At 72.6% G+C, this 12,738-nt stretch carries 11 protein-coding genes; 8 read left to right on the forward strand and 3 right to left on the reverse strand.

Annotation, left to right across the window (positions count from 1 at the left end; all coding sequences use genetic code 11):
• Positions 1-12 precede the first annotated feature (12 nt).
• The 3 genes from B6R96_RS03110 to B6R96_RS03120 are packed head-to-tail and all read right to left on the reverse strand — an operon-like array spanning position 13 to position 3,918.
• Positions 13-2,079: an iron ABC transporter permease gene (locus B6R96_RS03110; RefSeq protein WP_081521466.1), complete on the reverse strand. Its 2,067-nt coding sequence runs from the start codon at positions 2,077-2,079 to the stop codon at positions 13-15.
• Positions 2,080-2,083: 4 nt separating this feature from the next.
• A complete protein-coding gene (locus tag B6R96_RS03115; protein WP_081521467.1) occupies positions 2,084-3,061 on the reverse strand; it encodes an ABC transporter substrate-binding protein in 978 nt (325 codons plus the stop codon).
• Complete coding sequence (locus B6R96_RS03120) at positions 3,058-3,918, reverse strand: ABC transporter ATP-binding protein (RefSeq protein WP_081521468.1); 861 nt, start codon at positions 3,916-3,918, stop codon at positions 3,058-3,060. The genes B6R96_RS03115 and B6R96_RS03120 overlap by 4 nt, the downstream gene beginning before the upstream one ends.
• Before the next feature lie 216 nt (positions 3,919-4,134).
• Between B6R96_RS03120 and B6R96_RS03125 the strand changes: the two genes are divergently transcribed.
• The 8 genes from B6R96_RS03125 (at position 4,135) to B6R96_RS03160 (ending at position 12,738) form a co-directional block, all read left to right on the forward strand.
• Positions 4,135-4,821 (forward strand): response regulator transcription factor, encoded by a 687-nt coding sequence (locus tag B6R96_RS03125; RefSeq protein WP_081521469.1) that lies wholly within the window; start codon positions 4,135-4,137, stop codon positions 4,819-4,821.
• Positions 4,818-6,230, forward strand: coding sequence for a HAMP domain-containing sensor histidine kinase (locus tag B6R96_RS03130; protein WP_081521470.1), 1,413 nt, complete (start codon positions 4,818-4,820; stop codon positions 6,228-6,230). Before B6R96_RS03125 ends, B6R96_RS03130 begins: the two co-directional genes overlap by 4 nt.
• Positions 6,231-6,349: 119 nt before the next feature.
• On the forward strand, positions 6,350-8,614 hold the full coding sequence (locus B6R96_RS03135; protein WP_081521471.1) for an MMPL family transporter: 2,265 nt from the start codon (positions 6,350-6,352) through the stop codon (positions 8,612-8,614).
• Complete coding sequence (locus B6R96_RS03140; RefSeq protein WP_081521472.1) at positions 8,611-9,333, forward strand: LmeA family phospholipid-binding protein; 723 nt, start codon at positions 8,611-8,613, stop codon at positions 9,331-9,333. Before B6R96_RS03135 ends, B6R96_RS03140 begins: the two co-directional genes overlap by 4 nt.
• A gap of 142 nt (positions 9,334-9,475) precedes the next feature.
• A complete protein-coding gene (locus tag B6R96_RS03145) occupies positions 9,476-10,207 on the forward strand; it encodes a TetR-like C-terminal domain-containing protein (RefSeq protein ID WP_107089579.1) in 732 nt (243 codons plus the stop codon).
• 39 nt (positions 10,208-10,246) lie between these two features.
• Positions 10,247-11,398 carry an MAB_1171c family putative transporter gene (locus B6R96_RS03150; RefSeq protein WP_081521473.1) on the forward strand — a complete coding sequence of 384 codons (1,152 nt, stop codon included), beginning with the start codon at positions 10,247-10,249 and terminating at the stop codon, positions 11,396-11,398.
• 300 nt (positions 11,399-11,698) lie between these two features.
• On the forward strand, positions 11,699-12,163 hold the full coding sequence (locus B6R96_RS03155) for a helix-turn-helix domain-containing protein (protein ID WP_052870825.1): 465 nt from the start codon (positions 11,699-11,701) through the stop codon (positions 12,161-12,163).
• Entirely contained in the window at positions 12,160-12,738 is a 579-nt protein-coding gene (locus B6R96_RS03160; RefSeq protein WP_030389824.1) for a hypothetical protein, read from the forward strand. The genes B6R96_RS03155 and B6R96_RS03160 overlap by 4 nt, the downstream gene beginning before the upstream one ends.

Consider the following 12,738-nt stretch of genomic DNA (forward strand, 5'->3'; position numbering starts at 1 on the left):
GACAGGGACGGCCTAGCGCCGGCTGCGTACGAGCAGGTGGAGGAAGTACGGCGTGCCGATGACCGCGGTCATGAGGCCGGCGCCGAGCTGGGCCGGTGCGATCACGGTGCGGCCCACCAGGTCCGCGGTGCAGACGAGGACGGCGCCCAGCAGCACCGCGACCGGAACCACCCGGGTGTGCCGGCGGCCCACGAGGGCGCGGGCCGCGTGCGGGGCCACGAGTCCCACGAATCCGATCGTGCCGGCGGCGGCCACGGCGGTGGCGCTGAGCAGCACGGCCACCAGGAGGAAGCCGAAGCGGCCGCGGCCCAGGCCCAGTCCGAGGAGCCTCGGGGTGTCCTCGTCGAGGGACACGAGGTCCAGTTCGGTGCGCCGGTCCACCGCGACGACCAGGCCGACGACGAGGACGATCGCGAGGGGCACGACGTCCGGCAGGGTCCTGCCGTAGGTGGAGCCGGACAGCCAGGTGAGCGCCTTCGTCGCGTTGAACGGGTCGGTGAGGATGATGAGGAGGCTGACGAGGGCGGCCGCCGCGGTGGCCACGCCGAAACCGACGAGGACCAGCCGGTTCTGCTGGAACCCGCCGCGGGCGGCGAGCCCGAAGACGATGACGGAGCTGAGGGCGGCGCCCGCGAACGCGGCGGCCGCCACGCTCCAGGACCCGGCCATCGGCACCGTCGTCACGAGGAGGACGGCACCCAGCGCCGCGCCGCCGGAGACGCCGAGGACGCCCGGTTCGGCGAGGGGGTTGCGGGTCACGGCCTGGACCAGGGTTCCCGCCAGGGCGAGGGCCGCGCCGGCGAGGAGGGCGGCCAGGACGCGCGGCACGCGGGTGTCGAGGACGAAGGTGATGGTGCGACCGGCCCGGCCCTGCGTCCAGTTCATGACGTCGCCGAGCAGCAGCTTGCTGTCCCCGAGCAGCACACCGGCGATGACGACGCCGACGAGGGCGGCCACCAGGACGGCCGTGGTGGTGAGGAAGACGCCCCGGCTCCTGATGCGCAGCCGGTCGACGGCATTGGCTCCGGCGGCGTCCTTGACCCGGATGGCCATGACGATCAGGAAGACGGCGCCGACGAGGCTGGTGACGACACCGGTGGGTACGGCGACCGCCACGTCCGCCGGTACGAACGACCGCAGCAGGACGTCGGAGCCGAGGACCAGCGCCGCACCGGTGAGCCCGGCGAGCGGCAGGCTCGCACGGTTGCGGGTGAACCCGCGGAATCGGCGGGCGAGCGGACGCACGAGGGCGGGGGCGCACATGCCGACGAAGCCGACGGGTCCGGCGAGGGTGACGGCGGCCGTGGAGAGCAGGGCGGCGAGCACGACGGCGGTGACCCGGGTGGACCGGACGGGGACGCCGAGGCCGCGGGCGGCGTCGTCGCCGAGGGCCAGGGCGTCGACGCGACGCGCGAGGAGCAGCAGTCCGACGAGAGCGACGAGGCCGATCGGTGCCATCTGGAGGAGACCGCCGAAGCCGTGCTGGGCGATGCTGCCCTGGTTCCACCGGAAGATGCCGTCGGTCTGCTGCGGGAAGAGCAGGAGCAGGCCCTCGGTGACGGCGGAGAGGCCGAGGGTGAGGGCGCTGCCGGCGAGGACGAGCCGGACGGTGCCGGCGCCGAGGCCGGAGAGTCCGAGGACGACGGCCGCCGCGGCGAGGCCGCCGACGAAGGCGACGCCGGAGGAGGCCAGCAGCGGCAGCGAGAGGCCGGAGACGGCGAGGATGCCGAGGCCGAAGTAGGAACCGGCATTGACGGCGAGGGTGTCGGGCGAGGCGAGGACGTTGCGGCTGACGGCCTGGAGGGCGGCGCCCGCCATGCCCAGTACGGCGCCCACGAACAGTCCGGCGGCCATCCTCGGCAGCCGGGAGGCGATGACGACGGACGCGTCGCCCGGCTCGGCCCGGCCGGTGAGCGCCCGCCACACCTCCGGCGGGCCGACGGCGGCGGTGCCCTGGGTGATGTCCACGGCCGCGAGGGCGGCGACGAGGAGGACGAGTACGGCCGTCACCGCGGCCGCGCCCGTCCGGGACGTGAGGGACGACGGACGGGTGGCGGCGGTGGTTGCGGTGACGGCCATGGTGCTACTTCGTCAGGGCGGCGACGACGGAGTCGACGTACTTGTTCATGGACTGGGGGCCGCCGAACATCCAGATGCCGTCGGGCAGCCGGTTGACGTTGCCCTTCTGCACGAACGGCAGGGAGGTCCACACCTTGTCCTGGGCCAGGACGCCGGCGAACGGGTTGCTGTCCTTGTCGCCGTCGTTGCCGATGTAGGCGAACTCCACGTCACCGAGCTTGGTGAGGCCCTCGACGTCGCTGGTGGCCAGGCCGTAGGCCTCGTCGCCCTGGACGGTCCAGGCGTTCTTCAGGCCGAGCTTCTCGTTGACCCCGCCGATGAGCGATCCGCTCGTGTAGGGCCGGATCGAGACCTGGTTGGAGACGACGTAGCCGTCGGCGAAGGCGTAGGGGGCGCCGGCCTTGCCCGCGTCGGCGAGCGCCTTCTTGCCCTGGTCCAGCTTGGCCTGGAAGTCCTGCTTGAGCTTGTCGGACTGCGCGGTGGTGCCGGTGGCCCGGGCGATGAGGTCCAGGTTCTTGGTCATCTGGCCGATCGGGTCGGCGGCGTCGCCGGGGCGCACCTCCAGGACCGGGGCGACCTTGCGCAGCTGCTGGAGGGCGGCCGGCGGCAGGTCGGAGGTGGCGATGACGAGGTCGGGCTTGAGCGAGGCGATGGTGTCCATGCTCGGCTCGCCGCGCGTGCCGATGTCCTTGGGCTCGCCCTTGAGCGGGACGGCGGTGTTCCAGGTCTGGTAGCCCTTGACGTCGGCGACGCCGATCGGCTCGACACCCAGCGAGATCAGGCTCTCGACGACGTTCCACTCGGTCCCGACGACCTTCTTGGCGGGTCCGGCGAGCTCCACCTTCGCGCCCGAGGCGCCGGTGAGGGTGATGGGCTCGGCGGTCTTCTTCGCGTCGTCGGCGGCGGGCTCGGTGGTCCCGCAGGCGGTCAGGGTGAGGGCCGCGACGGTGGCGGCCGCCGCGGTGAGGAGGAATCGTCTCATGAGGTGGTACTGAGCCTTTCGGTACGCAAGTGGTGTCGGCCTATCGCGCGGGTGCGCAACTGGCCCGTGAGGGGGTCGGTTTCGACGTCGATGCGGATGCCGTAGGTGTCGGTCAGCCGCTCGGGGGTCAGTACGTCCTCGGGCGCGCCGTCGGCGATGACCCGTCCGGCGTGGAGCAGGACGATCCGGTCGGCCACGGCGGCTGCCTGGTCGAGGTCGTGCAGGACGGCGCCCACGGCGATCCCGTGGTCGTCCGCCAGGTCGCGCATGAGGTCGAGGAGTTCGACCTGGTAGCGCAGGTCGAGGTAGGTCGTCGGTTCGTCGAGGAGCAGCACGCCCGTCTCCTGGGCGAGGCAGCCGGCCAGCCAGACGCGCTGGAGCTGTCCGCCGGACAGGTGCTCGGCGCCGCGGTCGGCGAGTTCCTCGACGCCCGTGAGCGCGAGCGCGCGGTTGACGGCGGCCCGGCCGCCCGGATCCTCCCTGCCCCAGCGTCCGCGGTAGGGGTACCGGCCGAATTCGACGAGGTCCCGTACCGTCAGCCCGCTCGGCGTGGGGCGGCCCTGTGTCAGGAGGGCGACGCGGCGGGAGAATTCACGGGGGCTCAGCGAGAATCCGTCGGCGTCCCCGTCGATGACGAGGGTGCCGGTCCGGGGCCGCTGCAGCCGGGCCACGGTGCGCAGCATCGTGGACTTGCCGCTGCCGTTCGGCCCCACCAGGACGGTCACTTCGCCGGGCCGGAGCGTCATGGAGGCGTCGTGGACGACGTCGACGCCGTCGTACGCCACGGTGACGTTCCGGGCGGAGAGTTCATGACCGTGGGGACGGGTGTCCGCGGAGGTCTTTTCAGCTGCTTGCACGCTGGTTAGGTTAGCCTACCCTCAGCATGTGGCAAGCACTTGCGAGGGGTCGATCGCAAGAGCGAGAACCGGCCAAGGTCACACTTCGGGCGAATCCCTGTGATCCGACACCGCGAGGCCGGATTGTTCGGGCCGTGTACGGATGGCGGCGCGCCCGTCCAAGGGGCCGCCCGGCCCGGTTAGCATCGGTGCTGCAACCGCGCGTGAGAGGCAGTGATGACGCAGCCCAAGGGCCTCGTGCTGATCGTCGAGGACGAGCGCCACATCTCCGACGTGCAGCGGCTGTACTTGTCGCGGGACGGCTTCGGCGTCCACGTCGAAGCCGACGGGGCCGCGGGACTCGCCGCCGCGCAGCGCATGCGCCCGGTCGCGATCGTCCTGGACATCGGCCTGCCCGGCATGGACGGCATCGCCTTCTGCCGCGCCCTGCGGGACGCCGGCGACTGGACACCCGTCCTGCTCGTCACCGCGCGGGGCGAGGAGGCCGACCGGATCCTCGGCCTCGAACTCGGCGCGGACGACTACCTGACCAAGCCCTTCTCGCCGCGCGAGCTGGTCGCCCGGGTCAAGACCGTACTGCGCCGGGCGGCCGGCCCGCCCGGCCCGCCGCCCGGGAGCACGGGCCGGCTCAGCGTGGACCCCGTCAGCCGCACGGTGCACCGCGACGGGGAGCCGGTCGAGCTCACCGCCACCGAGTTCAACCTGCTCGCCCACCTGCTGCGGCACGCGGGGCAGGTCTTCACCCGCGAGCAGCTGCTCTCCCAGGTGTGGGGGTACGCCGGTTACCGCGACACCCGCATGGTCGACGTCTTCGTCTCGCAGGTGCGCGCCAAACTCGGCGACGCGAGCCCGATCCGTACGGTCCGCGGCGTCGGGTACAGCGCCACGAACCCCGGCCCGTGAACGTGTCCCGGACCATCAACCCGCCCCGGCCCGCGAACGGCCCGCGCCGCAGCTCCCTCGTACGCAAGATCGTGGTGCTGACCACGGCGGTCGCGGCGCTCGCGGTGGCCCTGACCGGGCTGATCGCCTGGCAGACCGCCGCACACGGCGCCGAGCAGCGCGAGCGCGACCAGCTGACGCGTCAGGCGACGGTCCTCAGCCGCCTGCCGGTCCTGTCCGAGGCGCTCTTCAACGGCGCCCAGGCCCTGGCCGGGCCGAACGGGGTGCAGCTCGCGGTCATCGCCCCGGACGGCACGGTGAGCGGAACCGCCAGCCCGGCCGTCGACCGGGTGTCCAAATCGGCTCTGCTGACGGGGGAGCCGGTCTCCACCACCGGCATCCTGGGCGGCCGGGACGTCCTGCTCGTCGGGCAGCCCGGCGTGCGCGGCGGCGCGGTCGTCCTCACCGAGCCGTACACGGTGGTCACCGAGAACACGAACCAGATCCGCCGCAACGTGATCGCACCGCTGGTCTTCGGCATGCTCGGTGCGGCCCTGGCCGGCGCCCTCCTCGCCCGCCGCATCGCCCGCCCGCTCGTGACGGCCGCGCAGATCGCGCACCGGCTCGCCGACGGCGAACGCGGGGTACCGGCCCCGGTCGACGGCCCCCGCGAGACCGCGGACATCGGGCGCGCCCTCAACGTGCTGGACGAGGCGCTCGCTCGCAGCGAGAACCGGCAGCGGGAGTTCCTGCTGTCCGTCTCCCACGACCTGCGCACCCCGCTGACCGCGCTCCAGGGGTACGCCGAGGCGCTCGCGGACGGCCTGATCGAGCCTGAGCGGGTGCCCGAGGTCGGCGGCATCCTGGCCGACGAGACCCGGCGGCTGGACCGCTTCCTCGGGGACCTCCTGGACCTCGCGCGGCTGGAGGCCGACGACTTCCGCCTCGACGTGGCCCCGGCCGATCTGCGGGCGCTCCTCTCGGAGGCCGCCGCGTTCTGGACCGGCCTGTGCGCCCGCCACGGCATCGATCTGCGGCTCGAACGGCCCGACGGACCCGTGGTCGTCGCGACCGACGCCTTCCGGGTCCGCCAGCTGATCGACGGCCTGGTGCAGAACGCGCTGCGGGTCGCACCCGAGGGCGCGCCCCTGGTCCTCGCGGTCCGCGCGGCCGGCCCGGGCGGCGGCGCCGAGTTGCAGGTCCGCGACGGCGGGCCCGGCCTCACCGAGGACGACGTACGGATCGCCTTCGAGCACGGCGCCCTGCACGAGCGCTACCGCGGCACCCGCCCGGTCGGCAGCGGCCTCGGGCTGGCCATCGCGCACCGGCTGACCGGACGGCTGGGCGCCGTCATACACGTCGAGGGCCACGGTCCGGAAGGCGGCGCCAGTTTCACCGTCACCCTCCCCCCGGCGCCCGCCGCCGGCTGAGGAACGCGGGTCGATCCCAGCCCGGCCACGCCAGCCACGCCGGCCGAGCCGACCCCGCCCGTACATTCCCCAAACAATGTGCCCACACCGCCCTTACACCCACCGACCACATTGGCCCCATGAACACTGAATCGGCCGAGGGGCCGGGGCTCCTCCACCGGAGCGGGCGCTGGTGCGCCCGGCACGCCTGGCGGGTCGTCGCGCTGTGGGTACTGGCCCTGGTCGGCCTCGGGCTGGCCAACCACACCTGGGGCGGCACCTTCGCGGACAGCTTCTCCCTGCCCGGCACCAGCACCCAGACCGGTGCCGACCTGCTGGCGGCCCACACCACCGGCTCCGGCGGCACGGCCTCCGCCATCGTGATCGCCTCCGACGAGGGCGCGGTCACCGATCACCGGGCGGCCGTCGACACGGCCATCGCCACCCTGGGCAGGCTGCCGGACGTCCTGTCGGTCGCCGACCCGTTCAGCACACCCGGGGCGATCTCGGCGGACGGGCGGACCGCCCAGGTGACCGTCCGCTTCGACGGCAACCCGGCGAGCTTCGACCCCTCCTACCTCACCGGCGTCGACACCGCCGTCGAGCCGCTGCGCGCCGACGACCTCACCGTCGAGTACGGGGCCCCGCTCGGGCAGCTGGCCACGCCCAAGTCCGCCGACCGCGCCTCGGAGGCCATCGGGCTGGCCGTCGCCGTGCTCGTGCTGCTGATCGGCTTCGGCAGCGTCGCCGCCACCGGCCTGCCGCTCCTGACGGCGGTGATCGGCCTGACCGTCACCCTCGCCGGACTCGGGCTGCTCGCCGGGCACTTCGGCTTCGCGCAGGCCGCCCCGACCCTGGCCGCCATGATGGGCCTCGGGGTCGGCATCGACTACGCCCTCTTCCTGGCCACCCGCTACCGGGCCCTGCTGCACGCCGGGGCGGATCCCTCCGAGGCGGTCGGCCGTACGGTCGCCACCAGCGGCCGCGCCGTCCTGGTCGCCGCCGCCACCGTGGCCATGGCCCTGGGCGGGCTCTGCGCGTCCGGCGTGGGCTTCATCGGCGCGCTGGGGGTCGCCGCCGGGATCGGGGTCGTCGTGGCCGCCGCCGCGTCCGTGACGCTGACGCCCGCCCTGCTGGGTCTGCTCGGCAGCCGGATCGACCGCCTCCACGTACGCAAGCCGGTCGCCGAGCCCACGGGCGAGGCGGACGTCTGGCACCGATGGGCCGTCCGGGTCAGCCGCCGGCCGTGGCTCTTCCTGGTCAGCGGTCTGCTGGTGCTCGGCGTCCTCGCGGTCCCGGTCGCGTCCATGCAGCTCGGTCACGTCGATGCCGGGGCCCAGTCCACCACCAGGACCGACCGCCGCGCCTACGACCTGGTCACCGAGGGATTCGGTCCCGGAGCCAACGGCCCGCTCACCGTCGTCACCCATCTCGACAGCAGCCGGATCGCGAGCGAGAGCCTGCGCACGGAACTCGCCGGCTCGCTCCACCGGGAACTGGCCGCCGTACCGGGCGTCGCCTCCGTCACTCCCCCGGTCCCCAGCCCGGACCACGCCCTGCTCGTCACCACGGTGATACCCGCCACCGGTCCGCAGGAGCGAGCCACCGCCGACCTGATCCACACGCTGCAGGACGAGACGCTGCCGCGGGCCCTGTCGGGCACCGGCGCCACCGGGTACCTCACCGGCACGGCCGCCGCCGCGCAGACCTTCACCGACACCCTGACGGCCAAACTGCCCCTGATCATCGCCGTGGTGGTCGCCGCCGCGTTCCTGCTGCTGCTCACCGTCTTCCGCAGCCTGCTGGTGGCGCTCAAGGCCGCCGTGCTCAACCTCTTCTCCATCGCCGCCGCCTACGGCGTGGTCGTCGCGGTCTTCCAATGGGGCTGGGGCGGGGCGCTGTTCGGCGTCACCGAGAAGGTGCCCGTCGAGTCCTACGTACCGATGATGATGTTCGCGATCGTCTTCGGACTCTCCATGGACTACGAGGTCTTCCTGCTCTCCCGGATCCGCGAGACCTGGTTGCAGTACGAGGACAACCACCGGGCCGTCGCCACCGGCCTCGCCGCCACCGCGCGCGTCATCACCTGCGCGGCGCTGATCATGACGAGCGTCTTCCTCGCCTTCCTGCTGTCCACGAACGTCGCCGTGAAGATGCTCGCGCTGGGCCTCGGCGTCAGCGTCATCATCGACGCCACCGTGGTCCGCCTGCTGCTCGTACCGGCGTCCATGTACCTCTTCGGGCGCGCCAATTGGTGGCTCCCCCGCCGGCTGGACCGGCTGCTCCCGCACCTCGACCCGGAAGGACCCGCCGCCCCCGGACCGGACGCCGCTGCCGCAGCGGGTCCCGCACCGGAGCCGGCTTCGGATCCCGCCCCCGCAGAGGCCAGAGGAGAACGGCGATGAAGGGCAACCTGCCGTGGAGCTGGGCGGCGGCCCTGCGCCGGCACCTCCTTCTGACGGTCACCGCCACCGTGCTCCTGCTGGCGGTCGTCGGTACGGGCGTGGCCGAATACACGGTGCGCGGCGTCATCCAGAACCGCGTCGTGAAGGCGGCCCCCGGGCTCGGCGACGACGTGGCGGTCGGCGTCGCCGGCGGCTGGGCCCTGTGGGACCTGGCGCAGGGGAGCATCCCCCGGCTGGACATCAGCAGCGACGAGGCCCGGGTGGGCCGGCTCTCGCACGTCCGCGTCCGGGCCCGGCTGGACGACGTCCGTCCCGGCGACACGACCACGGTCGGCGGATCCCGGGTGCAGGTGGCCGTCTCGACGCAGTCCCTCGCCGCCGCGATCCGCGAAGCCGTACCGTCCGTGGCGGTGGGCCGGGTCACCACCGACCCGGCTCAGGGCAAGGTCCTCGCGGAGGTCGGCCCCGGCGGTGTGGGACGCCTGGCACTGCGTCCCGTACTCGCCGACGGCAAGGTCACCCTCGCCGTCGACGGGCTCACCCTGTTCGGCCGCTCCGTCCCCACCGACCGGCTCGGCATCGGCGAGGGCGGTCTGGGACCGCAGGCGGGCGCGCCGAAGGAGTACCCGCTGGGGCTCGCCGCCACCTCCGCGGAAGTCCGGCCGGACGGGCTGCACATCGCGCTCGCGGGAGGGCCCAGCGCGCTGTCCGACACCTGACGCCGCCCGGTCGACCGCATTCGCGTCGACCGCATTCGCCCGGAACGTTCCGTACCCGCCCGGTGGCCGGATCCCTGCGCCCGACCCGGGGGTTCCAGAGACCGCACGCCCGGCCCCAGTTGCCGGCGGGTACGGTTCCGGCATGGACGTTTCCGCAATCAGTTCGAACGACGAAGAAGACATCACGCCCGCGGTGGTGATCAAGGACATCGCCCGTCAGCAGCTGGTGAAGCTGGGTGCCTCGGGGCTCTCCCTGGAGGCCGTGTCCCGTGACAGCGGTATCCCCGTCGCCGATGTCGAAGCCGTCTTCCCGCACCGCGACGACCTGCTGACCGCCCTGGTCATCGACGCCTACGACGCGTCGGGCGAGGCGATGGAGCAGGCCGACGCGGCCGCCGCCGGGGCGGGCGCGTCCGGCGGTGCCCGGCTCCTCGCGGTGACCCGGGCGCTGCGGCAGTGGTCCTTCGACAACACCGCCGAGTTCACCCTGATCTACGGTTCGCCCGTGCCGGACTACCACGCTCCGCAGGAGACGGTCCCGTCGGCCTCGCGCACCCCCGCGGTCCTCGCCGGCATCGTGCGCTCGGCGCTGGAGGCCGGCGAACTCGCGCCGCCGCGGCGGGCGGTGCCCGGTCCCCCGTTGCTCCTGCCGGAGGCCACGCTGCTCTTCGGCGGCGTGCCCGAGGCTCCGTTCTCGGACATCATCGAGCGCGGCATCGTGCTCTGGAGCAACCTGATCGGCCTGCTGGTCTTCCAGGTCTTCAGCCGTACCCACGACAGCGTCCGGGACGAGGTCGCGTTCTTCGACTACGCCATCGCCGTGGCGGCCGAGAGCATCGGGCTCGAGGTCCCCCTCACCGAGCACACCGACTGAACCGTCCGCCCCCACGCGGCACCGGCAGAAATCCAGGACGTGAACACCACCAGAACCCTTTGCTTCGTCATCGCGGCGCTCTCCTCGTACGCGGCGCTCGTCTACCGGTTGTGCCAGGCGCGGCGCAGCTGGAGGGACGGCGCGTACCGCACGCTCATAGCCACCCTGTTGCTCCAGTGCCTCACCTTCACCATGGGCGCCCTGGCCATGGGGGGCGGGCCCCTGCTGGGGGTCGGCAACCTCGCCGTCCTCCTCATGCACCTGTCGGCGGTCGCGTTCTGCGTCAGCGCGCAGATCATCCTGCTGCGGTGGGCCGCGGCGGACGAGGTGGCCGTGCGCAAGACCCGCTACTGGCTGATCACCGGCATCACCCTCGACGTGCTGCTGGCGGCCCTGTTCTTCCTCGCCGACGGCACCGCCCGGCCGGCCTCGGACTTCGACGGCACCAGCGAGCCGCTGCTCCTCACCTATCTGCTGGCCTTCATCGTGTCGCAGGCGATTCCGTGCGTCACGATCTACCTCCAGTGCGGCCCGTACGCGCGGATGACCGACAACGCCTCGCTGCGCCAGGCCCTGCGGCTGCTCTCGGTGACCGCGGTGGTCCTCTTCCTCTACTGCCTGGCCAGGACGGTCAACATCCTCACGGCGGCGAGCGGGGTGGACATCGGCGCCTGGAAGGTCGCCGCCTCGGTCTTCAGCGCCGCGGGGATCGTCATGCTCTCGCTGAGCCTGACCAACTCCTCGTGGGGGCCCGGGGCGACCCGGCTCCTGGAGTGGGCGCGCACCTACCGGTCGTACCGGGCGCTCTACCCGCTCTGGCGGGACCTGTACGAGTCCTCCCCGGACATCGCCCTGGAGCCGCCGGGTGCCTCCGTCTCCGACCTCGACTACCGGCTGCACCGCAGGGTGGTCGAAATACGGGACGGCTGGCGGGACTTGCGTCCGTACATCGACCGCACCACCCACGGGGGGTGCGATCCGGACAAGGACGCGAGCGCGGAACTGCGGCAGGCGTTCACCGAAGCGGCGCAGATCAAGCAGGCCTTGCAGGCAAAACTGACCGGCACCGTCCCTCGGGACAACAAGGACGCCGGCGATTTCGACGACCGCGATACGAACAACTTCGCGGCAGAGCTCGCATGGCTCACCCAAGTGGCAGCCGCCTACAGTAAGCTCGGCAAGGCGAGTTGAGAACTCCCGCCCGGTTTGCATCCCCCGTCAAACCGGGCGGGTATCCCCGTTTCCCCCGCTGTTGCATGCGGCCGGACGGGTGGCTCCCGCCCGGACTGGCCCGGCCCATCCCCCGAGGGCCGGGCCAGTCCGATGTCACCGGCAGCCAACTTGGCATCCCCCGTGAGCCAAGTTAGCTGCCAGCTATCGGCCGGACCCCACGTTCGCCGAGTCCTGGTCAATTGTCAACTGGCCGCTAATCTGTGAAACTGGCGTATAGCTGAGAGCTATACCGAGGAGGGGACGGGAGGAAGGTTCACCATGACCGGGACCGACAACGGCACCGAGAGCGGGAGTGACGAACGTCCCCTGCTCGCGAAGCGCCTCGACGACCTGTTCAAGACGGTCCGCCCCAAGGGCAAGCACTGGACCAACGCCGAGGTCGCCGACGAGCTGAAGCGCGTCAACCCCGAGCTCAAGGTCGGGGGTGTGTACCTGTCGCAGCTGCGCACGGGCAAGCGCGCCAACCCGTCGCCGGACCTGCTCTCGGCCCTGGCCCGCTTCTTCGGCGTCTCGGTCGCCTACTTCTTCGACGACAAGGTCGCCGAGTCCGTGCTCGGCGAGCTCGCCGCCATCGAGGCGTTGCGGCAGTCCGGGGTCCGCGCCGTGGCGATGCGGGCGGCCGGGATGAAGAAGGAGAACCTCCAGGCCATCACGGCCATCATGGACCAGTACCGGCAGATGCAGGGCCTGCCGCCCGTCGCCGACCCCTCCGAGTCGGGATGAGGGGCGCCCGCAAGGAGCGGTCGGCCGACCACGACCGCCGCAGCCAGCTCAAGAAGCTCCGCAAGGCCGGCGCGCGGCGGATCGCCGAGCTCGACCTGCCGCAGGTGACCGACGTGGCCGAACTGTGCCGCCACCTCGGCGAGGTGCGCGACCGTCCGATCACGCTGGTCCCGATGCAGATGCCCTCGTCGCATCCGTGCGGCATGTGGGTCGCCGCCCGCGACGAGGACCTCATCTTCTACGACGCCAACACCACCGGCGCGCATCAGGAGCACATCATCTTGCACGAGCTGGGCCACATCATCTGCTGCCACCGCGGCGCAGGCGGGCTGGACGAGGCGGCCGCGCGCCTGCTCTTCCCCAACCTCGACCCCGAGCTCGTACGCGACATGCTCCTGCGCGCGACCTACGACGACGTCCAGGAGCAGGAGGCGGAGATCATCGCCTACCTCCTGTCCCAGCGGATGGGTGACGCCGAGCAGCGGCACGGTACGGAGCCGGCCGCCGAGCCCGGCAAGGACGGCAATCCCGCCCGGAGCGCCACGCTCAGCCGCATCGAACGCACCCTGATCTGA

The organism is Streptomyces sp. Sge12, from assembly GCF_002080455.1.
Taxonomy (GTDB): Bacteria; Actinomycetota; Actinomycetes; order Streptomycetales; family Streptomycetaceae; genus Streptomyces.